At 68.9% G+C, this 20,573-nt stretch carries 21 protein-coding genes; 5 read left to right on the forward strand and 16 right to left on the reverse strand.

Translation table 11 applies throughout. From position 1 onward, the window contains the following. Positions 1 to 30: 30 nt before the first annotated feature. Positions 31 to 648: a glutathione S-transferase family protein gene (locus T8T21_RS10945; RefSeq protein WP_322335612.1), complete on the reverse strand. Its 618-nt coding sequence runs from the start codon at positions 646 to 648 to the stop codon at positions 31 to 33. Positions 649 to 774: 126 nt separating this feature from the next. Next, positions 775 to 1,248 carry a DNA starvation/stationary phase protection protein Dps gene (gene dps / locus T8T21_RS10950; protein WP_183470369.1) on the reverse strand — a complete coding sequence of 158 codons (474 nt, stop codon included), beginning with the start codon at positions 1,246 to 1,248 and terminating at the stop codon, positions 775 to 777. Positions 1,249 to 1,406: 158 nt separating this feature from the next. Between dps and T8T21_RS10955 the strand changes: the two genes are divergently transcribed. Continuing rightward, on the forward strand, positions 1,407 to 1,901 hold the full coding sequence (locus T8T21_RS10955) for a GNAT family N-acetyltransferase (protein WP_322335613.1): 495 nt from the start codon (positions 1,407 to 1,409) through the stop codon (positions 1,899 to 1,901). An 84-nt stretch (positions 1,902 to 1,985) separates the two neighbouring features. Here the strand turns inward: T8T21_RS10955 and T8T21_RS10960 are convergent, their stop codons facing one another. The 5 genes from T8T21_RS10960 to pip all read right to left on the reverse strand — a co-directional run bounded on the left by T8T21_RS10960 (position 1,986) and on the right by pip (position 8,489). Beyond that, positions 1,986 to 3,530, reverse strand: a complete 1,545-nt coding sequence (locus T8T21_RS10960) for an ABC transporter substrate-binding protein (RefSeq protein ID WP_322335614.1) — start codon at positions 3,528 to 3,530, stop codon at positions 1,986 to 1,988. Positions 3,531 to 3,576: 46 nt separating this feature from the next. Beyond that, complete coding sequence (locus T8T21_RS10965; protein ID WP_322335615.1) at positions 3,577 to 5,220, reverse strand: ABC transporter ATP-binding protein; 1,644 nt, start codon at positions 5,218 to 5,220, stop codon at positions 3,577 to 3,579. Beyond that, positions 5,217 to 6,383: an ABC transporter permease gene (locus T8T21_RS10970; protein ID WP_322335616.1), complete on the reverse strand. Its 1,167-nt coding sequence runs from the start codon at positions 6,381 to 6,383 to the stop codon at positions 5,217 to 5,219. Before T8T21_RS10970 ends, T8T21_RS10965 begins: the two co-directional genes overlap by 4 nt. Next, positions 6,380 to 7,372 (reverse strand): ABC transporter permease, encoded by a 993-nt coding sequence (locus tag T8T21_RS10975; RefSeq protein ID WP_183470720.1) that lies wholly within the window; start codon positions 7,370 to 7,372, stop codon positions 6,380 to 6,382. Before T8T21_RS10975 ends, T8T21_RS10970 begins: the two co-directional genes overlap by 4 nt. A gap of 115 nt (positions 7,373 to 7,487) precedes the next feature. Next, on the reverse strand, positions 7,488 to 8,489 hold the full coding sequence (pip, locus tag T8T21_RS10980; RefSeq protein ID WP_183470360.1) for a prolyl aminopeptidase: 1,002 nt from the start codon (positions 8,487 to 8,489) through the stop codon (positions 7,488 to 7,490). 63 nt (positions 8,490 to 8,552) lie between these two features. Between pip and ubiG the strand changes: the two genes are divergently transcribed. Next, positions 8,553 to 9,320: a bifunctional 2-polyprenyl-6-hydroxyphenol methylase/3-demethylubiquinol 3-O-methyltransferase UbiG gene (gene ubiG, locus T8T21_RS10985; RefSeq protein WP_322335617.1), complete on the forward strand. Its 768-nt coding sequence runs from the start codon at positions 8,553 to 8,555 to the stop codon at positions 9,318 to 9,320. Between the two features lie 27 nt (positions 9,321 to 9,347). Here the strand turns inward: ubiG and T8T21_RS10990 are convergent, their stop codons facing one another. Genes T8T21_RS10990 through T8T21_RS11005 form a run of 4 tightly spaced genes read right to left on the reverse strand, consistent with a single transcriptional unit; the run spans position 9,348 to position 11,643 of the window. Continuing rightward, positions 9,348 to 9,791, reverse strand: a complete 444-nt coding sequence (locus tag T8T21_RS10990) for a MarR family winged helix-turn-helix transcriptional regulator (protein WP_183470358.1) — start codon at positions 9,789 to 9,791, stop codon at positions 9,348 to 9,350. After that, positions 9,788 to 10,624: a carbon-nitrogen hydrolase family protein gene (locus T8T21_RS10995; protein ID WP_322335618.1), complete on the reverse strand. Its 837-nt coding sequence runs from the start codon at positions 10,622 to 10,624 to the stop codon at positions 9,788 to 9,790. The genes T8T21_RS10990 and T8T21_RS10995 overlap by 4 nt, the downstream gene beginning before the upstream one ends. After that, positions 10,621 to 10,890 carry a glutaredoxin 3 gene (gene grxC, locus T8T21_RS11000; RefSeq protein WP_183470355.1) on the reverse strand — a complete coding sequence of 90 codons (270 nt, stop codon included), beginning with the start codon at positions 10,888 to 10,890 and terminating at the stop codon, positions 10,621 to 10,623. The genes T8T21_RS10995 and grxC overlap by 4 nt, the downstream gene beginning before the upstream one ends. A 36-nt stretch (positions 10,891 to 10,926) precedes the next feature. After that, the gene (locus tag T8T21_RS11005) at positions 10,927 to 11,643 is read right to left on the reverse strand and encodes a ComF family protein (RefSeq protein ID WP_322335619.1); all 717 of its coding nucleotides are present in this window, start codon (positions 11,641 to 11,643) and stop codon (positions 10,927 to 10,929) included. 22 nt (positions 11,644 to 11,665) lie between these two features. On the opposite strand from T8T21_RS11005, the gene T8T21_RS11010 reads away from it, so the two are divergent. After that, positions 11,666 to 12,493, forward strand: a complete 828-nt coding sequence (locus tag T8T21_RS11010) for a methyltransferase domain-containing protein (RefSeq protein WP_322335620.1) — start codon at positions 11,666 to 11,668, stop codon at positions 12,491 to 12,493. 64 nt (positions 12,494 to 12,557) lie between these two features. Then, on the forward strand, positions 12,558 to 13,610 hold the full coding sequence (gene hemH / locus T8T21_RS11015) for a ferrochelatase (protein ID WP_407660044.1): 1,053 nt from the start codon (positions 12,558 to 12,560) through the stop codon (positions 13,608 to 13,610). 52 nt (positions 13,611 to 13,662) lie between these two features. Here hemH and T8T21_RS11020 read toward each other — a convergent pair whose 3' ends face one another. Then, positions 13,663 to 14,262, reverse strand: a complete 600-nt coding sequence (locus tag T8T21_RS11020; RefSeq protein ID WP_322335622.1) for a L,D-transpeptidase — start codon at positions 14,260 to 14,262, stop codon at positions 13,663 to 13,665. A gap of 161 nt (positions 14,263 to 14,423) precedes the next feature. On the opposite strand from T8T21_RS11020, the gene dalA reads away from it, so the two are divergent. Further along, a complete protein-coding gene (gene dalA, locus T8T21_RS11025) occupies positions 14,424 to 14,936 on the forward strand; it encodes a divisome-associated lipoprotein DalA (protein ID WP_183470347.1) in 513 nt (170 codons plus the stop codon). Positions 14,937 to 15,014: 78 nt separating this feature from the next. Here the strand turns inward: dalA and T8T21_RS11030 are convergent, their stop codons facing one another. The 4 genes from T8T21_RS11030 to T8T21_RS11045 form a co-directional block, all read right to left on the reverse strand. After that, a complete protein-coding gene (locus tag T8T21_RS11030) occupies positions 15,015 to 15,509 on the reverse strand; it encodes a L,D-transpeptidase family protein (protein ID WP_183470345.1) in 495 nt (164 codons plus the stop codon). Positions 15,510 to 15,596: 87 nt separating this feature from the next. Continuing rightward, positions 15,597 to 16,847, reverse strand: coding sequence for a class I SAM-dependent RNA methyltransferase (locus T8T21_RS11035; RefSeq protein WP_322335623.1), 1,251 nt, complete (start codon positions 16,845 to 16,847; stop codon positions 15,597 to 15,599). 11 nt (positions 16,848 to 16,858) lie between these two features. Continuing rightward, the gene (locus T8T21_RS11040; protein ID WP_322335624.1) at positions 16,859 to 18,682 is read right to left on the reverse strand and encodes an ABC transporter ATP-binding protein; all 1,824 of its coding nucleotides are present in this window, start codon (positions 18,680 to 18,682) and stop codon (positions 16,859 to 16,861) included. After that, positions 18,679 to 20,529, reverse strand: a complete 1,851-nt coding sequence (locus T8T21_RS11045) for an ABC transporter ATP-binding protein (RefSeq protein WP_322335625.1) — start codon at positions 20,527 to 20,529, stop codon at positions 18,679 to 18,681. The genes T8T21_RS11040 and T8T21_RS11045 overlap by 4 nt, the downstream gene beginning before the upstream one ends. Between the last annotated feature and the right edge of the window lie 44 nt (positions 20,530 to 20,573).

Genomic DNA, 20,573 nt, shown 5'->3' on the forward strand with positions numbered 1-20,573 from the left:
GTCTGCAAGGCCGGTGTTCGCGGCCCCTTTTCAGTCGGCCGGAAAGAAGGCCTCGGGTGTGCGCGCCGCCGGCAGCGCGCGCATCCGCTCGAGCCAGCCCGCCATCACCGGGCTGGGGGTGACGCCGGCCTCCGTCAGCCACTGCGCGTAGCCCCAGACCGCGCAGTCGCCGATCCCCGGCGCCGCGCCGTGCAGGAAGTCGGCCCCGCCCAGCATCCGGTCGAAGCGCGCCCGGTCGACGGCGAAGCGTCCCTCCAGCCAGTCGACCACCGCAGGGTCGAAATGCGCCCCGCCCAGCCGCCGCGCCTCCTTGAGCTGCGGCAGGCACATGCCGATGCGGTTCGCCTCCCACAAGATCACCTCGCGGCCGCGCCGGAGCCCGGCCGGGCTCTCGCCGCCGAGGCAGCGGAAGCGGGTCGCGAGCTCGATCAGGATCGCGCCGGACTGGGCATGCGCCACGCCGTCGATCATCAGCACCGGCACCTCGGCGGCAGAGCTTGCGGCGAGAAAGGCCGCCGGGCGGGTGTCGGGCGGGGCCCAGATGTCGATGCGGGTGGCGCGCCAGGGCAGACCGGCGAGGGTCAGCGCCAACGCCACCTTGCAGGCATGGCCCGAGTCCGGGTGGCCATAGAGTTCGAGATCCGTCATGCCCTGTCCTCCGGTACTGGACCGAGCCTCCACCCGCCGCGCGGCGGGGTCAATCGCGGCGCATGAAAAAACGCGCCGCGAAGGCGGCGCGTTTCTTGGGTGGGTCCGGGGTCGGACCGGCGCCGGTCAGGCGTTGGCACCGATGAACCAGGCGTCCTTGTCGAGCGTGCGGCTCACCTCGGTGAACAGGTCGGCGGTGTCCTCGTCGCCGGCATCGCCCGCCTCTTCCATCGCCTTGCGGACCTCGCCGCCGACGAACATGTAGCGCGACTTCAGCTCCTCGACGTGCTTCTTGATGTCGCTGACCTCGACCGGGTAGGCGTCCATCTGCGACTTCTCGGCGGCGACCTCGAGGGTACCGCGGGCGAAGCCGCCGAGGATCACGGCGCGTTCGGCCATCAGGTCGGCGCCCTCGCGCAGCCGGTCGGCGGCCTGGTCGAGCAGCTCGTGCACCCCGATGAAGCCCGGCCCCTTGAGGTTCCAGTGCGCCTGCTTCACCGCCAGCGTCAGGGCGAGCATGTTGACAAGGTTCTTGTTCAGCAGGTCCACCATCTGGGTACGGACGTCCTGGGTCAGCTCTCCAGCGAAATTCTCGGGCATCGTAGTCCTCGTTCCTGACGAAAGATCATGTGTCACGCAGCCAACGCCGCCGCCGGGTGTCGGTTCCTGCGCGGCCCCCCGCACGCCGGGCAGAGCGCCGTCACCTTGCTACGGGGAAAGAGCTGTCATGGTTGCGGGATTTCCGCCTATCCTCGGCCATGCGCGTTCGACCCGAAGAACCAGAAGACGTGGATGCGGTCCGCGAGCTGACCCGCGAGGCCTTCGCGCCGATGCGCTTCAGCGACGGCACGGAGGCGGAGGCGCTGGACATGCTGCGCCGCGATGGCGATCTGACCCTGTCTCTGGTCGCGGTCGAGGCCGGCGAGATCGTCGGGCATGTCGCGTTCTCCCCCGCCAAAGTCGGGTCCGAGCGCGAGGGCTGGTTCGGGATCGGACCGGTCTCCGTGCGGCCGCGCCGGCAGCGGAGCGGCATAGGATCGAGCCTGATCAGGCAAGGCTTGGAAAAGATCGAGACGGCCGGTGCGCGGGGCTGCGTGCTGACGGGCAGCGCGCTCTATTACGGACGCTTCGGCTTTGTCGCGGACGGGGCGGTCACCTATCGCGATACCCCGGCGCGCAACGTCATGTGGCTGGCCTTCAGAGGCGGCCCGCCCGAGGGTGAGGTGCGGTTCAGCGCAGGGCTCGAGGCGTAGGTTTCGATTCCGGTTACGGCCTGGGAGCAGGCGCGCGGCGCGCCGCCCCCTCCCCGGGGACGGCGCGCCAGCGGTGCGATGGCGTCAGGCCATCCACCACCGTTCGCAGATGCGGTTGCTGTCGAGATCGAAGACGTTGCCCACCACGTCGGGATGGCCGAGCTTGGTGTTGTAGCCGTCGACGAAGTTCGCATACATCGGGATCGCCGTCGCGCCCTCCTTGGAGCACAGGCGTTGCATCTCGTGATACATCTCGCGGCGCTTGTCGCTGTCGAGCTCGGCGCGCGCGTCCTTCAGCAGGGTCTGGAAGCGCTGGTCGTCCCAATGGGTGTCGTTCCACGCCGCTCCGCTCTCGTAGCCCAGCGTGAACATCCAGTCCTCGGTGACCCGACCCGACCAGTAGGAGGCGCACCAGGGCTTCTTGATCCAGACGTTGGACCAGTAGCCATCGGCCGGCTCCTGCACGACGTTGATGTCGATGCCGCAATCCTTGGCGCTGGCCTGATACAGCAGGCCCGCGTCGATCGCCCCGGAGAAGGCGGCCTCGGAGACCGAGAGGTCGATGCTCAGCCCGTCGAGACCGGCTTCCTTCAGGAGCGATTTCGACTTCTCGGGGTCGTACTCGTTCTGCTCGAGATCGGCGAAGTAATACTGGTTCGCCGGGCCGATCGGGTGGTCGTTGGCGACCGCGCCGTGGCCGAGCAGGATCTTCTCGACCATCTCCTCGCGCCGCACCGCGTGCTTGAGCGCCTGCCGGACCTTGAGGTTGTCCATCGGCGAGAGGTCGGTGAGCATCGGGAAGGTGTAGTGCTGGTTGCCCGTCACCTCGTTGAGCGCGAGCTGCGGGTTGGCCTTCAGGAGCGGCTCGACCTGGAACTCGACATTGTTCACGGCGTCGACCTGACCCGTCATCAGCGCCGTCATCCGCGCCGAGCCGTCATTGATCGCGATCACCTCGATCTGGTCGAACCAGCCTGCCTTGCCGTCCTTGTAATGGCCGTCGACGCGGGAGAGCAGCGTGCGCACGCCCGGATCGAAGCTCTCGACCTTGTAGAGACCGGTGCCGATGCCCTTGGCGATCGCTTCCTCGACGTTCTGATGCGGGTACATCAGCAGGTGGTAATCCGACATCAGGAACGGGAAGTCGGCATTGCCAGCCTCGAGCGTGAACTGCACCTGATGCTCGCCGAGCTTCTTCATCTCGGTGATCGGCGCGACGATCGGGCGCGCGGCGGATTTCGCATCCTCGTCGAGATGCAGTTTCAGCGAGGCGATCACGTCGTCGGCGGTGAAGGGCTGGCCGTTGTGGAAGGTCACGCCCTGCCGCAGGTCGAAGGTCCAGGTCTTGGCGTCGGGCGTCGATTCCCAGCTCTCGGCCAGCTCGCCCACCAGCTCGCCATTGGCGGCGATCTCGGTCAGGCAGTCGAACACCGCGCCATGGGCGGTGACGATCATGTAGGTGTCGGAATGGGTGCGCCCGTCCCAGCTGTCGGAGGTGTTGGCGCCAGCAAGCCCGAGCTTGAGCGTGCCCCCGCGCGACTGCGCGCGCAGCGGCAGGCCGGTGACGGACAGAAGGCCCGCGGCAGCGCCGGACCGGAGCAATCCTCGGCGGCTGATCTGTGGCAGCATGTGGTTCTCCCTCTTGTTTTTCTTCGGCCTTCTCGGACCGATTCGCTTACATCCTATCAGTGGCCGCCTCGCCGAGCCCCTCAACTCCGCGTTCGGCCAGCAGCCGGTCGAGCCAGTCGGGGTCCATCTCGGGCACCGAAGAGAGCAGCAGGTCGGTGTAGGGGTGGTGCGGCGGCGTGAACATCGCGGTCTTCGCGCCCTGCTCGATCACCCGGCCCGACTGCATCACCACCACCTCGTCGGCGATCGCCTTCACCGTGGCGAGGTCGTGGGTGATGAACATGTAGCTCAACCCCAGCTCGTCCTGCAGCCGTGCCAAGAGCCGCAGGATGCCCTCGGCCACGATCTGGTCGAGCGCGCTGGTGACCTCGTCGCAGATGATTAGCCGCGGCTCGGCGGCGAGCGCGCGGGCGATGCCGACGCGCTGCTTCTGCCCGCCCGACAGCTCGCCCGGAAGCCGGTCGCGGAAGGTGGCGGGATCGAGCTCGATCTGTTCCATCAGCTCGTCGACGCGGGCGCGCAGGGCGCGCCCCCGGAGCCCGCGATAGAACCGCACCGGCCGGCCGATGATCTGCGCCACGCTCTGGCGCGGGTTCAGCGCCGTGTCGGCCATCTGGTAGATCATCTGGATCTGCCGCAGCTGGTCCTTGCCGCGCTGCCGGTAGCCGGCGGGCAGCGCCTCGCCCTCGAAGCGCACCGTGCCGGAACGGGGCGGCAGCAACCCGGTGATCACTCGCGCGGTCGTCGACTTGCCTGATCCGCTCTCGCCCACCACGGCGACGGTGCGCCCGGGATGGATATCGAAGGAGATCTCCTCGAGCACGGTCTGCCGGCCATAGGCGGCGGTGACGCCCTCGACCGAGAGGATCGGCGTGTCGCCGGACGCAGGGGCGGGCTTCTCGGGCCGGTGAAAGCCGCGCACCGCCCAGAGCGACTTGGTGTATTCCTCGCGGGGATGGGTGAGCATCTCCCGCGTCGGCGCGGTCTCGACCTCGCGGCCGGAGAGCAGCACCTTGATGCGGTCGGCCATCTGGGCCACCACCGCAAGGTCGTGGGTGATGTAGATCGCCGAGGTGCCGAACTGGTCGACGATGTCGCGGATCGCCGCCAGAACCTCGATCTGCGTCGTCACGTCGAGCGCGGTGGTCGGCTCGTCGAAGATGATCAGGTCGGGGCGGCAGGACATCGCCATCGCGGTCATCATCCGCTGCAGCTGGCCGCCCGAGACCTGGTGCGGGTAGCGAAATCCGATCCGGTCGGGATCGGGCAGGCGCAGCTTCTCGTAGAGTTCGACCGCGTCGGCGACGCTCTCCCCCCGGTCGCGGATGCCGTGCCGCACCGGCGCCTCGACATGCTGGTCGATCAGCTTGTGGGCGGGGTTGAAGCTCGCCGCCGCCGATTGCGCGACATAGGCGATGCGGCGCCCCATCAGGCTGCGTTTCTGCTCGGTCGACGCGCGGAGCAGGTCCATCCCGTCGAACCGCACCGAACCGCCGGAGATCCGCACCCCGTCGCGCGCATAGCCCATCGCGGCGAGACCGAGCGTCGACTTGCCCGCCCCGGATTCGCCGATCAGCCCCAGCACCTCGCCCCGGCCCAGCGTCAGGTCGACCCCCTCGACGATCGGGTGCCACTCCTCGTCCGAGCGCCCCTCGATCCACAGGTCGCGGATTTCCAGCAGCGGCGTCACGATTTCAGCCCCGAGGCGCGGTGCAGCATCCAGTCGACGACGAAGTTCACCCCCACCGTCAGCAGCGCGATCGCCAGCGCCGGCAGCAGCGGCGCCAGCGCCACCATCGGCGCGAAGGCCGCGAAATTGATGAACTGCGCGAGGTCGCGGACCATGGTGCCCCAATCGGCCAGCGGCGGCTGGATGCCGACCCCGAGGAAGGACAGCGAGGCGATGGTCAGGAACACGAAGCAGAACCTGAGCCCGAACTCCGCGAGCAGCGGCGCCATGGCATTGGGCAGGATCTCGCGGAACACCAGATGGCCCATGCCTTCGCCGCGCAGCTTCGCCGCCTCGACGTAATCCATCACCACGATGCCGATGCCGACCGAGCGGGCCAGCCGGAACACCCGGGTCGAATCGATCACCGCGATGATCACCACCATGTAGAAAGTGAGCCAGCCGCGCGCCCCCTCGGCCCAGACGCTGGCGATGGTCAGGAGCAGCAGCGCGAAGATGAGCGAGGGGATCGCCATCAGCACGTCGACGCCGCGGCTCAGAAGCTGGTCGAGCCAGCCGCCTACCACCGCTGCCAGAAGCCCCAGCGCGCCGCCGAGGAAGAAGGCCAGCAGCGTCGTCGCGAAGGCGAGGCCGACCGTGTTCTGAGCGCCGTAGATCAGGCGCGAGAGGATGTCGCGGCCGATCCGGTCGGTGCCGAGCGGAAAGGCCGGGTCGCCGCCCATCGCCGGATCGCCGCCGGGCACCACGTTGGCTGCGCCCAGCACCGCCTCCTGCCCATGCGGCGCGATCCAGCCCGCAAAGATCGCGACGACGGCGTAGATGATGATCACCAGAATACCGAAGGCCGCCGTCAGCGGCATCTTGCGGAACTGCTTTCTCAACCGCTCGGGCCCGAGATGGCGGCCGAGCAGGCGGAAGACGAAGGCCGCCACGGCAGAGATCGCAAAGCCGATCAGTGCCCAGCGGAAATAGACCGCGCCGGGCCGGGTCCAGAGCCAGGCCGCCCCGAGCAGTGCCGCGAGCGCCAGCGCCCAGCCGAAGGCCTCGGCAAGCGACATGTCGCGGAACCGCCGCCGCCCGCTCAGCCGTCCCAGTGCCCGCCCGGCCCAACCCAGGCCCAAGAGCGCCGCCAGCACGGCCACGATCCAGAACCAGACGGTCATTTCGGGTGCCTCAGCCGCGGGTTCGAGACGATCGACAGGATGTCGGCGGTGAGGTTCAGCAGGATGTAGGCCGCGGCGAAGATCAGGCAGCAGGCCTGCACCACCGGAATGTCACGCAGCTTCACGCTGTCGACGAAGAGCTGGCCGATGCCGGGATAGACGAAGACCACCTCGACCACGACGACGCCGGTGACCAGATAGGCGAGGTTGAGCGCGACCACGTTGACGATCGGCGCCAGCGCATTGGGCAGCGCGTGGCGCCAGATCACCCGGAAGGGGCGCATCCCCTTGAGGCGTGCCATCTCGATATAGGGCTGCGCCATCAGGTTGAGGATCGCGGCGCGGGTCATGCGCATCATGTGCGCCGTCACCACCAGCGTCAGTGTCAGCGCCGGCAGCAGCGTCCGTTCCAGCCGCTCGCCGAAGCTCATGCCGGGAAAGATGTTGGACAGCGACGGCAGCACCGGGTTCACCACCGCCAGAAGCAGGATCAGGATGTAGGCGAGAAAGAATTCCGGGCTCGAGATCGAGGACAGCGTGGCGATGTTGGCGCCCTTGTCGAAGGCGGTGTCGCGCCACAGCGCCGCGAGGATGCCCAGCCCCACCGCCAGCGGCACGGCGATCACGGCGGTGACCCCGGCGAGGAACATGGTGTTGGCGAAACGCGGCGCGATCTGCGCCAGCACCGTGGCCGAGGGATCGACCCGTCCGGTGAAGCTGGCGAAGTTGGCCTGCGCGAAGCTCACCCCCAGATCACCGCGCGCCGCGTCCCGCAGCCAGGCGACGTAGCGGATCGGCAGCGGCTGATCGAGACCGAGCTGGGTGCGGATCGCCGCCACCGCCTCTGGCGTGGCCGATTGGCCCAGCACGGCTTGCGCGAAATCGCCCGGAAGCAGGTTCACCGCGCCGAAGATCACCATCGAGACGATCAACAGCGTTAGCAGGCCGAAGCCCAGACGCTGCAACACGATCCTGATCACGCTCCCCAAACCGCCCGAGACCCCCCTGTGGCCCGAACGGGCCAGCACGGTGCATTTCCGCACCCTCTTGATTGCCTTTAGGTTAGCGATGTGGGGGTAGCTGTAAAGCCTTGCGGCCTTGACCTCACGTCGCGCGGCCGAAGACCGGCCCCTCATTGCCGCGGCCCAGCGCATCGGTGGCGCGCACCAGTTCGGCGGCGATGCCCGGCTCGGACAGGGCGTGGCCGGCGCGCGGGATCATCCTGAGCCGCGCCGCGGGCCAGAGCGCCGCCAGTCGGTGCGCCCCGGCGGGCGGGCAGATCATGTCATAGCGCCCTTGCACGATCAGGCCCGGGATCCGCGCGATCCGGTCCATCCGATCGAGGATCCCCTGCCCCGGCATGAGGAAGCCGCGATTGTGAAAGTAATGGTTCTCGAGCCGGGCGAAGGCGCGGGCATATTCGGCCGGGCCATCGCCCAGCGGCCCGTCATTGTCGATCGAGGCCAGCGCGTTCTCCCAGCCAGCCCAGAGCCGGGCGTGGCGCAGCTCCACCCCGCCATCGCCTGAGAACAGCCGCCGGTGATAGGCGGCGATCATGTCGCCACGCTCCTCTACGGGGATCGGCGCGACGAAGCGCTCCCACAGCTCGGGCCAGAACTGGCCGGCGCCGCCGCCATAGAACCATTGCAGCTCGGCCTCGGTCATCAGGAACACGCCGCGCAGCATCAGCGCCGCGGCGCGTTCGGGGTGGGTCTGGGCATAGACCAGCGCCAGCGTCGCTCCCCAGCTGCCGCCGAACAGCGCCCAGCGCCCGATCCCGAGCAGCTCGCGAATCCGCTCCATGTCCGCGACCAGGTGCCATGTGGTGTTGGCCTCGACGCTGGCATGCGGCCGCGAGCGGCCGCAGCCGCGCTGGTCGAACAGCACGATCCGCCAGATCTCGGGGTCGAAGTAGCGCCGCATCGCCGGGCTGCACCCGCCCCCCGGCCCGCCATGCACCACCACCACCGGCCGGCCCGTCGGGTTGCCGCATTGCTCGACATAGACCCGGTGCCCATCGCCCATGTCGACCATGCGCTGATCGAACGGCTCGATGGGAGGATAGAGATGCGCGAGCGCGCGGCGGTGACCTGAGACCTTGTCCATGCCCGACCTATATAGGCACAAGCGCGGAGCCGTCACCCGCCCACGACCAGGAAGGACAAGATCATGCCGCAGCCCGAGACCGCCCGCTCCAGCATCGACCCCGCCGAGGTCGCCAAGTTCGAGGCGATGGCCGCCGAATGGTGGGACGAGGGCGGCAAGTTCAAGCCGCTGCACATGCTCAACCCCTGCCGGCTAGGCTACATCACCGACCAGATCGCGGCCCAGTTCGACCGCGACCTCTCGGCGAAGAAACCCTTCGAGGGCTTGCGCATCCTCGACATCGGCTGCGGCGGCGGCCTCCTGTGCGAGCCGATGGCGCGGCTGGGGGCGACGGTGGTCGGCGCCGACGCCGCGGAGCGCAACATCCCGGTGGCGCGGCTGCATGCCGAGCAATCGGGTCTCGAGATCGATTACCGCCACACCACCGCCGAGGCGATGGCCGAAGCAGGCGAGCAGTTCGACGTAGTGCTCAACATGGAGGTGGTCGAGCATGTCGCCTCGCCGGTCGACTACCTCACCGCCTGCCACGACCTGCTAAAGCCCGGCGGGCTGCATATCTGCTCGACCCTCAACCGCAACGCCAAGAGCTTCGGCATGGCAATCATCGGCGCCGAATGGGTGATGCGCTGGCTGCCCAAGGGCACGCATGACTGGAACAAGTTCATCACCCCCGACGAGCTCTACGAACTGCTGCGGCGCGCCGGGCTGACGCCGGTGGACCGGCGCGGCATGGTGTTCAACCCGATCAGCTGGAGCTGGTCGCTGTCGGAGCGTGACCTGTCGGTGAACTACGTCACCGCCAGCCTGCGGCCCGAGCGGGTGACCCTCTGACGCCGAAATCCCGAAAGACCGCGGGGCCTATTCGACATCCGACAGCCGAAGCCGCAGCTCGCGCAGCACCGGCAGCGCGGCGCGAGCGCGCTCGGCCCCGACCCGCTCGACCACCTCGGCGACGATCGGCGTGATCGCGGCGACGGCGGCGTTGCGCGCCTCGAGCCCGGCCGGGCTGATCGCCACCATCTTGCGGCGCGCATCGTCCCAGTCGGGGCGGATATGCACCCAGCCCGCCCATTCGAGCTTGCCCAGCGTGTTGGTCATCGCGCCGCGCGTCAGGTGAAAGGTCTTGGCCAGCTGCGCCGGCGTCCGCTCGGTGCCCGAAAAGGCGAGATGGTTCAGCACCGAGAAATGCGACAGCTCCATGCCCTTGGGCAGCACCCGCGACATGGTGTTGCGCGCCAGTTGGTCGACGGCGAGGATCTCGCTGAACAGCGTGATGGCGAGATTGTCGACGGGCTGGTTCATTCGGGGCCATCATAGGGGCGGTCATGCGCGAGCGAGGGCACGCGCCGTCTCGCTTGTGCCACTTCGGCCATGTCCAAATCAACGATCGCGACGCCGGGTGCCGTTCCGGAATCCGCAATCACCGCGCCCCAGGGGTCGACGGCGAGGCTGTGACCCCAAGTCTCACGCGCCCGCCCTTCGTGTGCCGCGTGGCGCCCGGTCTGCGCCGCGGCAAGCACGTAGCAGCCGGTCTCGATGGCCCGCGCCCGCAGCAGCGTCTCCCAATGGGCGGCACCGGTGACGGGGGAAAATGCGCTGGGCACCAGCATGATCTCGGCCCCCGCCTGGGCGAGGCGGCGGTAGAGATGCGGAAACCGGACGTCGTAGCAGATGCTGAGCCCGATCCGCCCCAGCGGGGTCTCGGCCAGCACGGCGCGGTCACCGGGACGGTAGCCCGCCGATTCGCGATAGGTCTCGGTCGCGCTCACCTCGACGTCGAACATGTGGATCTTGTCGTAGCGCGCGGCGATGCCGCCACCCGGTTCGATCAGAAAGGAGCGGTTGGCGAAGCGGCCATCCGGGTCTTCGGTCTTCACCGCGATCGAGCCGAGCGACAGCCAGATACCCGCCCGCGCCGCCTCGTCGCGCATCGCGGCCAGCATCGGGTCCTCGGCCTCGCGCCGAAGCACCTCGATCTGCCGCGACCGGCTGGCCGAGACGCAGTTGGAAACCTCCGGCGTGCAGACCAGCTCCGCGTCCTGCGCCACCGCTTCCCGGACCATCCCGCGCAGCGTCTCGACGTTCTGCGCGGGATCGTCCGAGGCGGTGAGCTGCAGGAGCGCGGCGCGGGTCACTTGCCGAGCATCGGGTCGAGCCCGCCGCGACGATCCAGAAGCGCCATGTCGTCATAGCCGCCGACATGGGTGCCGCCGATGAAGATCTGCGGCACGGTGCGACCGCCATTGGCGCGCTGCATCATCTCGGCCCGACGCTCGGGCTGGGCCACCACGTTGATCTCGGTATAGCTGACGCCCTTCTGGGCCAGCAGGCGTTTGGCGGCGTGGCAGTAGCCGCAGGTCGGCGAGGTGTAGATCTCGATCTGGGGGGTCGTCTCGGCCATTCGGGTTCTCCGGAAAACAAAGGGGTTTCCCATGATCTAGGCATCCGGAGCGGCGCGGGCCAGTGCGATCACGCGGATCTCGCTTGCCGCCGCGCTCCGCGCCGCCCGCGCGCAGGCCGAAAGCGTCGCCCCGGAGGTCAGCACGTCGTCGACGATCAGCACCGGGCGCCCCGCCATCCGCGCGCCCCGGCGCGGATGCGGCACGATCGCGCCATCGAGCGTCGCGCGGCGGGTTTCGGCATCGCCCGCGAGGCTCGTGGTCGCACGGCGCCGCCACAGCGCGTCGGGACAACTCGCGAGGCCCAGCCGCCACGCGATCCGTGCCGCCAGCAGCGCCGACTGGTTGTACCGCCGGGTCCAGAGCCTTCCGCGATGCAGCGGCACCGGCACCACCAACGTATCCGGTCCGACCAGATCCACCGCCGCCCCCGCCATCCAGTCGCCCAGCGGCCGGGCGAGATCGGTGCGGTCGCCATGCTTGAGCGCCAGGGCCAGCCTTCGGCCGCCTCCCGCATAGCGCAGCACCGCGCGCCCGGCCGTCCATGGCGGCGGCGCGGCGAGGCAGGCGTCGCAGCGCAGCCCCGGCTCGACTTCGCCCGGCAGCGGCCGGGCGCAGAGCGTGCACAGCGTGTCACCCAGGAAAGGCGTGTCGCGCCAGCAGGCGCCGCACAGCGCGAAATCCGCCTCGGTCATTTCGCCGCAGGACAGGCAGGCGGGCGGGTAGATCGCCCTCAGCACGCTTTGCATTCCCATGTTCAGTCTCTATTTCGACCCCATGTCCACTACCCAGCGCCCCGCCCTGTTCGACCGCCCCGCCCTCGAAAGCCGCCGCGCCCGCGCGCGTCGCGCCCCGGCGCTGTTCCTGCAGGAGGCGGCGGCGGATGACGTCGAGGATAGGCTCGCCGAGGTTAACCGCAGCTTTCACGACCCGGCGGTGGTCACCCCCTGGCCCGAATTATGGGCCGCGCGGATGCCGGCGGCGCGGATCGTGCCCGACACGCCGACGCTCGATCTGGCCCCCGGCGCGCATGACCTGGTGGTCCACGCGCTGGCGCTGCACTGGGCCGAGGACCCGGTCGGACAACTGATCCAATGCGCCCGTGCGCTGCAGCCCGACGGGTTGCTGATCGTCACGCTGTTCGGCGGCGACACCTTGGGCGAGTTGCGCGCCGTGCTCACCGCCGCCGAAACCGCCGTCAGCGGCGGGCTGTCGCCCCGGGTCGCGCCGATGGGCGAGATCCGCGATCTCGGCGCGCTGCTGCAGCGTGCCGGGCTGGCACTGCCGGTGGCCGACGCCACGCCCTACGACGTCAGCTACGAGACCCCGTTCCACCTGATGCGCGATCTGCGCGCCATGGGCGAGACCAACGCCATGGCCGGTCGGCTTCGCCGCTTTACGCGACGGGCCGTGCTGGCCGAGGCCGCACGGCTTCTCGCCGAAAGCGCGGGCCGCCCCGACGGGCGGATCGGTGCGCGCTTCGAGGTCATCACCCTGACCGGCTGGGCGCCCTCGGCCGACCAGCCGCAACCGTTGCGCCCGGGATCGGCCAGCCACAGCCTCGAAGAGGCGCTCAGACGCGCCCGCGACGAAAACGCCGATTGACCGGGTCGCCCAACGGCTACTTTTCTGTGCAAACATGCCTAACCAAACGCAGCCCTGAGGACAGATGATGCTCGACGCGACCCGCCCGACCCACGCCCCCGCCGAGCATCCGGCGCTGCCGACATCCCGCGTCGGCATTCTCGTCGCGAATCTCGGCACGCCCGACGGCACCGATTACCGCTCGATGCGGCGCTACCTGTCGGAGTTCCTCTCCGACCGCCGGGTGGTCGATACCAACCCCATGATCTGGCAACCGATCCTGCAGGGCATCATCCTGTCGACCCGACCCCAGAAATCCGGCGCGGCCTATCGCTCGATCTGGAACGAGGAGATGAACGAAAGCCCGCTCCGGACCATCACCCGCGCCCAGACCGAGGCGCTGCGCCAGCGTTTCGCCGCGCAGCACGGCAATGCGGTGCAGGTTGAGTTCTGCATGCGCTACGGCAATCCCTCGACCGCCTCGGTGGTGCGCAAGATGGTGGAGAACGGCTGCCGCAAGATCCTGTTCTTTCCGCTCTACCCGCAATATGCGGGCGCCACCTCGGCGACTGCCAATGACGCGTTCTTCAAGGCGCTGGGCCGCGAGAAATGGCAGCCGACGGCGCGGGTGGTCGATCCCTATTTCGACCGGCCCGATTACATCCAGGCGCTCGCCAACTCGGTGCGTCGCGCCCATCCCGACCCCGAGAACCGCCCCGAGGTGCTGGTCTGCTCCTATCACGGGCTGCCCAAGCGCTACCTGCTCGAAGGCGACCCGTATCACTGCCAGTGCCAGAAGACGACGCGGCTGCTGCGCGAGGCGCTGGGCTGGGAGAACACGCGGGTGGTCACCACCTTCCAGTCGGTCTTCGGCCGCGAGGAATGGCTCAAGCCCTATACCGTCGAGGAGGTGGCCCGGCTGGCCAAGGACGAGGGCGTGCGCAAGCTGTCGATCTGCGCCCCGGCCTTCTCGGCCGACTGCATCGAGACGCTCGAGGAGATCAACGAGGAGATCCGCGAGAGCTTCGAGCATGCCGGTGGCGAGACCTTCACCTACATCCCCTGCCTCAACGACCATGCCGAGCATGTCGACATGCTGGAGCGGGTGATCCGCGAGAACCTGTCGGGCTGGCTCTGACACGAAAAAGGGGGCCGGGAGGCCCCCTTTTGTCGATCGATGCGGCGCGATCTCAGATCAGCATGACCTGCGTGCCGAGGGTCGAGAGCGAGAAAAGCTCGGCGATGTGCTCGTTGTAGAGACCGATGCAGCCATTCGACGACCGGCGGCCGATCTTGCGCGTGTCGTGGGTGCCGTGGATCCGGTAATACTGCCAGGTCAGCCACATCGCATGGGTGCCGAGCGGGCTGTCGGGACCGGCAGGGATGTATTCCGGCCATTCCGGGTTGCGCTGGCGCATCTCGGGCGTCGGGCGCCAGTCGGGGCCCTCGACCTTCTTGATGATCTCGGTCCGGCCCAGACGGGTCAAGTCGGGGGTCAGCGGCACCGAGGTCGGGTAGAGCTTGTAGACGCTCTGATCCTCGCTCCAGAAATGCAGCGCGCGGCTCTGGGTGTCGCACAGGATCGCGCCGTTGCGCAGATCCGCGAAGTAGGGCCGCCAGTCGAGCGTGCGGAAGCTCGAGACGTTGCGGCTCACCGAGCACGAGATGTCGCTCTCGATCTCGGTCGAGCCGGACAGCGCCAGCGCCGGGCTGGCGAGCGCGGCCGCGCCGAAGGCGGCAGAGGCGGCGACGAAGTGACGGCGGTTCAACGCTTTCGGGGCGTGGCCCATGCGAATCTCCAAAAGGGAATGTCGTGACGCCTCAGCACTAGATCGCGATCTCGTGAGGCGCAATTCACTCAAACGTCACCGCGGCGAAGCCCCGCCGATCCCGTTTGATCTGTCGCTCCACTGCCGCTAATCAGGCGCGGTTCGGACCCGAAAGGTGACACATGCAGCGACGCGCGCTGATTCTCGGTTTTCTCTTAACTGGCCTCACGGCCTGCGCCCGCGCGCCCCAGGGCCGGATCGGTCCGGACGGGCTGCCGTTGCCGCAGGTCTACCGCATCACGCCCGAGGACGAGGCGCAGATCCCGTACCGGATGCTCGACGGCGTCAACACGCTGCGCCGGGCGCGCGGGCTGTCCCAGCTGACGCTCGACGCGCAGCTCAACGCCGCGGCCGCGACCCATTCGCGCGACATGAGCATCCAGAACCGGCCCTGGCATTTCGGCTCCGACGGCTCCTCGCCGGTCGACCGGCTGCGGCGCGTGGGCTACATGGGGCGGCTCATCGGCGAGACGATCTCCGAGACCTACGAGACCGAGCTCGAGACGCTGGCCGCCTGGATGGAAGAGGCCGCGACCCGCGACGTCATCCTCGATCCGGCTGCCCAGCGCATGGGTCTTGCCTGGTTCCAGGAGCCCGCGGGCAAGATCTGGTGGACCATGGTGCTCGCGGCCTGACGGTATTGCATATCAGGCACGAAAAAGGGGCGCCGCGGCGCCCCTTCGCATGTCCGGGTCATGGTGCCGGTGACCGGCTCAGGCCTTGACGAAGACCGGGGTGTAGTCGCCCACCATCGCGTAGATCTCCTCGACCTCCTCATTGGTCACGGCGATGCAGCCGGCGGTCCAATCCTTCTTGCCGAGCACGTCCGACGGCGTGCCGTGGATGAAGATGTCGCCACCGGGCCGCTTGCCATGCGCCTCGGCGAAGGCACGGTCGCGGTCGTTCGGATAGGAGATGCCGACCGACAGGTGATAGGAGCTGTTCGGGTTGCGCCGATCGATGATGTAGGTTCCCTCGGGCGTCTTGCCGTCGCCCTCGAACTGCTTGTGGCCCACCGGCGTGAAGCCGAGTTGGAAGGGGTAGGATTTCAGGGCCTTGTTGCCATGCAGCAGGTACATCTTGCGCTGCTGCTTGAAGGCCATGATCGAGGTGACCTTGGGGCCGTTGTAGCTCAGGAGCTGGCGCCCTGAGCACGCCGCCAGAAGCGCCGGTGCGGCGAGGAGAAACTTGCGTCTGTCGATGGTCATACTGCCCACTGTCCCGGTCTGTGCCGTTTGGCGCGAAGCTAGCGGATTTGGGAAATGCCGCCTAGGGGCGAGCATCGGGCAGCATGATTAGCTTCGGGTGAATCGTGTCGCCAACTCCACATGCGGGGACCAGCGGAATTGGTCGACCACAGTGATCGGCCCCACCTCATACCCTTGATTAATAAGCGTTTTTGCGTCCCGTGCGAAGCTTGCCGGGTTACAGGACACCATCGCGATCACGCCGATTTGAGAGGCGGCCAGTTCGGCGATCTGGGCCTGTGCCCCGGCACGCGGCGGGTCGATCACGGCGGCGTCGAATCGCCCCAGCTCATCGGCAAGCAGCGGTCGCCGGAACAGGTCGCGCGCCTCCGTGGTCACCCGCTTGAGGCCCGGCACACCCCGCCAGCCCCGATCGAGCGCGGCGAGCATCGCGGCCTCGCCCTCGACGGCGTGAACCTCGGCCGTCTCGGCCAGCGGCAGGGTGAAGGTGCCGCAGCCGGCGAAGAGATCGACGATCCGCGCCGCGTCGCCGACGGCTTCGCGCACCGTGTCGCGCAGCGCCGCCTCGCCATGCGCCGTGGCCTGCAGGAAGGCGCCGGGCGGCGGCACGACGCGGGCCCGGCCCATCTGCTGCACCGGCGGCTCCAGCTCGGCCACGATCTCGTCGCCCCAGACTAGCCGCGACAGACCGGCCTCGCGGGCGATCTCCGGCAGCGTGATCCGCAGCTCCTCGGTCAGCGGCTTGTCGGTGTCGATATGCAGATCCGGCCCGGCCGTGCTGTCGGTGACGGTCAGGCCCGCCTCGCCCTTGCGCGAGGCCGCGAGCGCGGCGATCCGCTCCAGCGCCGGGATCAACGCGGTGAGCGCCGGCAGCATCAGCCGGCAGCCCGGCACCTCGACCACCGTGTCCGAGGCGCGGGCGTGAAACCCGACCAGCGCCCCCTTCTTGGTGCGCCGACCGGCGAGGCGGGCGCGGCGGCGGCTGTCGGGCGGAGAGGTCAGCACGCGGGCGATCTCGCCCTCGATGCCCTGCGCCCGCAGCGCGGCGCGCACGATGCCCGCCTTCCATTCCGCCACGAATCCGTCGGAGGCGTGCTGCATCGCGCAACCGCCGCAGGCCTTGAAGTGGCGGCAGGGCGGGGAGACGCGCTCCGGCGACGGGGTGACGATCTTCGCCCCTTCCCCGGTTAGCGTCACCACCTCGCCCGGCAGAACGCGTGGCACCAGCGTGCCGTCCGCCAGCCGTCCCATGCCGTGATGCGTCACCGTCTCGATCGTCACCTCGCCGCGGGGGGCGGGATCGGGCTGCGGGGTCTTCGGCGGCAGGGTCTCGGTCATGGCGTCCTCTTCTATTCGGCGGCCTCCTGCCCGAGGAACCCGCCCGATTGGCGGGCCCAGTAACGCGCATAGACCCCGCCGCGTTCGAGCAGGGCGTCATGGGTGCCTTCCTCGACGATGCGGCCGCCCTCCATGACCACGATCCGGTCCATCCGCGCAATGGTCGAAAGCCGGTGCGCGATGGCGATCACCGTCTTGCCGGCCATCGCCTGCTCCAGCGCGGTCTGGATCTGCGCCTCGACCTCCGAGTCGAGCGCCGAGGTCGCCTCGTCGAGCACCAGGATCGGGGCGTCCTTGAGCAGGGCCCGGGCGATGGCGATCCGCTGGCGCTGGCCGCCCGACAGCTTGACGCCCCGCTCGCCCAGATGGGCGTCGTAGCCGCGCCGCCCCTTGGGATCGGCGAGATCGGCGATGAAGCCATGCGCCTCGGCACGCCGGGCCGCGCGTTCCACCGCCTCCTGCCCGGCATCGGGGTGGCCGTAGCGGATGTTGTCGCGGGCCGAGCGATTGAACATCGCCGTGTCCTGCGTGACCATGCCGATCCGGCGGCGCAGGCTCTCCTGCGTGACATGGGCGATGTCCTGCCTGTCGATCAGGATGCGGCCCTGTTCCACATCGTAGAGCCTGAGCAGCGCTGCCACCAAGGTCGACTTGCCCGCCCCCGAGGCGCCGACCACACCGATCTTCTCGCCGGGGCGGATGTCGAGCGTGACGCCCCGCAGCCCGCCCGCACCGCCGCCATAGGTGAAGCGGACATCCTCGAAGCGCACCGCGCCCGCGCGCACGTCGAGCGCGGCCGCGCCAGTGCGGTCGGTCAGCCCATGCGCGGGCGACAGGGTATGGATCGCGTCCTCGATCTCGCCCAGGTTGGAATAGATCGTCATCAGCGTGAAGCTGACCCAGCCGGTCATCTGCGCCAGCCGGAGCGAAACCGCCCCCGCCGCGGCGATGTCGCCGGCGCTGGCCGCGCCGCGGCTCCAGAACCACAGGGTCGCCCCGGTGACGAGGACCGGCAGCACCCCGGCCAGCGCCATCAGCCAGAACCGGAAGCCCGCCGAGACCTTGCCGAAGCCCAGGCTGCGCTCGCGGAACTGGTGCATCGCGTCGATCGCGGCGCGGTCTTCGTGGTCGGAATGTCCGAAGAGCTTGACCGTCTTGATGTTGGTGATGGTGTCGACCACCTGCCCCGTCACCATGGCCCGCGCCGCCGCCCGCGCCGTCGAGGTGGCGCGGATCTTCGGCATGTAGAGCCTGATCAGGGCGATGTAGCCGACCAGCCAGAGCGCCAGCAGCGCCGCCGTCAGCGTGTCGATGGTCAGCAACAGCAGCACCGAGCCGACCAGCGAGGCCAGCGCGAAGAACACGGTCTGGATCGTGTCGACGGTGAGATCGGTGGTGGCCCGCGCCGCCTGCATCTGCTTTTGCGCGATGCGCCCGGCGAAGTCGTTGTCGAAGAAGCTGACCGCCTGGCCCAGCGTGTGCCGGTGCAGCCGCGACAGGACCAGCGTGTAGATCGAGGGCGACAGCACCACGCTCTGCAGCAGGCCCGACACGCCCAGCACCACCGGGCGCAGCAGCACGAAGAAGGCCGCCACCCCCAGCAACAGGGCCGCGTTGCCGGCGAAGAAGCCCTCTGCCTCTCCGGCCAGTGCGGCGTCGATCACCCAGCCCAGGATCAGCGCCGAGAGCACCTCGAGCACCCCGGCCGCGACCGAGACCAGCGCGCTCACCCCGGTGACGAGGAAGCTGCCCGACAGCGCCCAGCGCAGGAAGCGCAGCAACGTGCCCGGCGGCGGCCCCTCGGCGGCCCGGAACGGAGCGATCAAATTCTTCATTCCGCCGCCTCGGCCGCGTCGAGCCCGAGAAAGCCGCCGGACTGCCGGGCCCAGAAGCGCGCATAGATGCCGCCGCGCGCCAGCAGCTCGTCATGGGTGCCGTCCTCGACGACCCGGCCATCTTCCATCACCAGCACCCTATCCATCCGGGCGATGGTCGAGAGCCTATGCGCGATGGCGATCACGGTCTTGCCCTCCATCATCTCGTAGAGGGTCTTCTGGATCGCTGCCTCGACCTCCGAATCCAGCGCCGAGGTGGCCTCGTCGAGCACCAGGATCGGCGCGTCCTTGAGGATCACCCGCGCCAGTGCGATGCGCTGCCGCTGCCCGCCCGAAAGCTTGACGCCGCGCTCGCCGACCTGAGCGTCGTAGCCTTGCCGTCCCTCGCCATCGACGAGGCTTTCGATGAAGTCATGCGCCTCGGCCTGCCTCGCGGCGGCGATCATCTCGGCCTCGCTGGCGCCGGGACGGCCATAGAGGATGTTGTCGCGCACCGAGCGGTGCAGCAGCGCGCTGTCCTGCTGCACCATGCCGATGGCCTGGCGCAGGCTGTCCTGCGTCACGGCGGAGATATCCTGCCCGTCGATCTCGATCCGCCCCTGCTCCGCGTCGTAGAACCGCAGCAGCAGCTTCACCAGCGTCGACTTGCCGGCGCCCGAGGCCCCGACCAGTCCGACCTTCTGCCCGGCCGGGATCACCAGATCGAGCGGCCCGACCCCGCCCGCATCCTGCCCGTAGCGATGGTTGAGCCCGGTCAGCGCGATCTCGCCGCGCGTGACCGTCAGCTGGCCGGCGCGCGCATCGTCGGTGAGCGTGATCGGCTGGGCGATGGTGCGCATGCCCTCGGAGACAACGCCGAGGTTCTGGAAGAAGTTGGTCACCGCCCACATGATCCAGCCGGTCATCGCGTTGAGCCGCAGGCACAGCGCCGTGGCCGCGGCGACGACACCGACGCTGGCAAAGCCGCCGGCCCAGAGCCAGATGCCCCAGCCGACCACGCCGACGATCAGCAGGCCGTTCAGCACCGACAGCGCCACGTCCATGATCGTGTAGAGCCGCATCTCCCGCTGGAAGGTGGCACGGGCCTCCTCGATCACCTGCCTGGCGCCCTCGATCTCGCGGTCGTGGTGGGCGAACATCTTGACCGAGTGGATGTTGGTATAGGTGTCGACCACCCGGCCGGTCACCGCGCTGCGGGCGTTGGAGGAGGCCTCCGAAGCCGGGCCGATCCGGCGCACGGTCCAGCGCATCAGCGCCGCATAGAGCGCGAACCAGCCCAAGAGCGGCAGCAACAGACGCGGATCGGCGTCCCACAGCAGCACCGCCGCACCGACGACATAGGCCAGCGCGAAGGTAATCGCGTCGAAGATCTGGAACACCACCTCGCCGGCGGCGGGCGGCGTCTGCATGATCCGGTTCGCGATCCGGCCGGCGAAGTCGTTCTCGAACCAGCCGACCGACTGGCGCAGCACGTGGCGATGCGCGCGCCAACGCAGCTGCGTGCCGAAATTGGGCAGGATCGCATTGTTCAGAAGCAGCACATGCGCCGCCTGCAGCGCCGGGCGCAGCAGCAGGATGAAGGCGGCCACCGCCAAAAGCTCGGTCCCGTGCCGGGCCAGCACCTCGCCGGCTTCGCCGCTGCCGAGCATGTCGACCAGGCGGCCCATGTAGGACAGCAGCCAGATCTCCACCACCGCGACCACGACCGACAGGATCCCCGTGACCCAGAACACCCGCGCGAAGGGGCGCGCGTAATCCCTGAGGAACGGCCAGAGCCGGGTCGGCGGACGGTCGGTCTGCTCGTAGGGACCGTAAGGGTCCACGAGGTTTTCAAAGAAACGGAACATGGATGTCTCGACTACGTGTCACCGGCATATAATCCGGATCAGCC

This window comes from Limimaricola variabilis (assembly GCF_034371605.1).
Classification (GTDB): domain Bacteria; phylum Pseudomonadota; class Alphaproteobacteria; order Rhodobacterales; family Rhodobacteraceae; genus Limimaricola; species Limimaricola variabilis.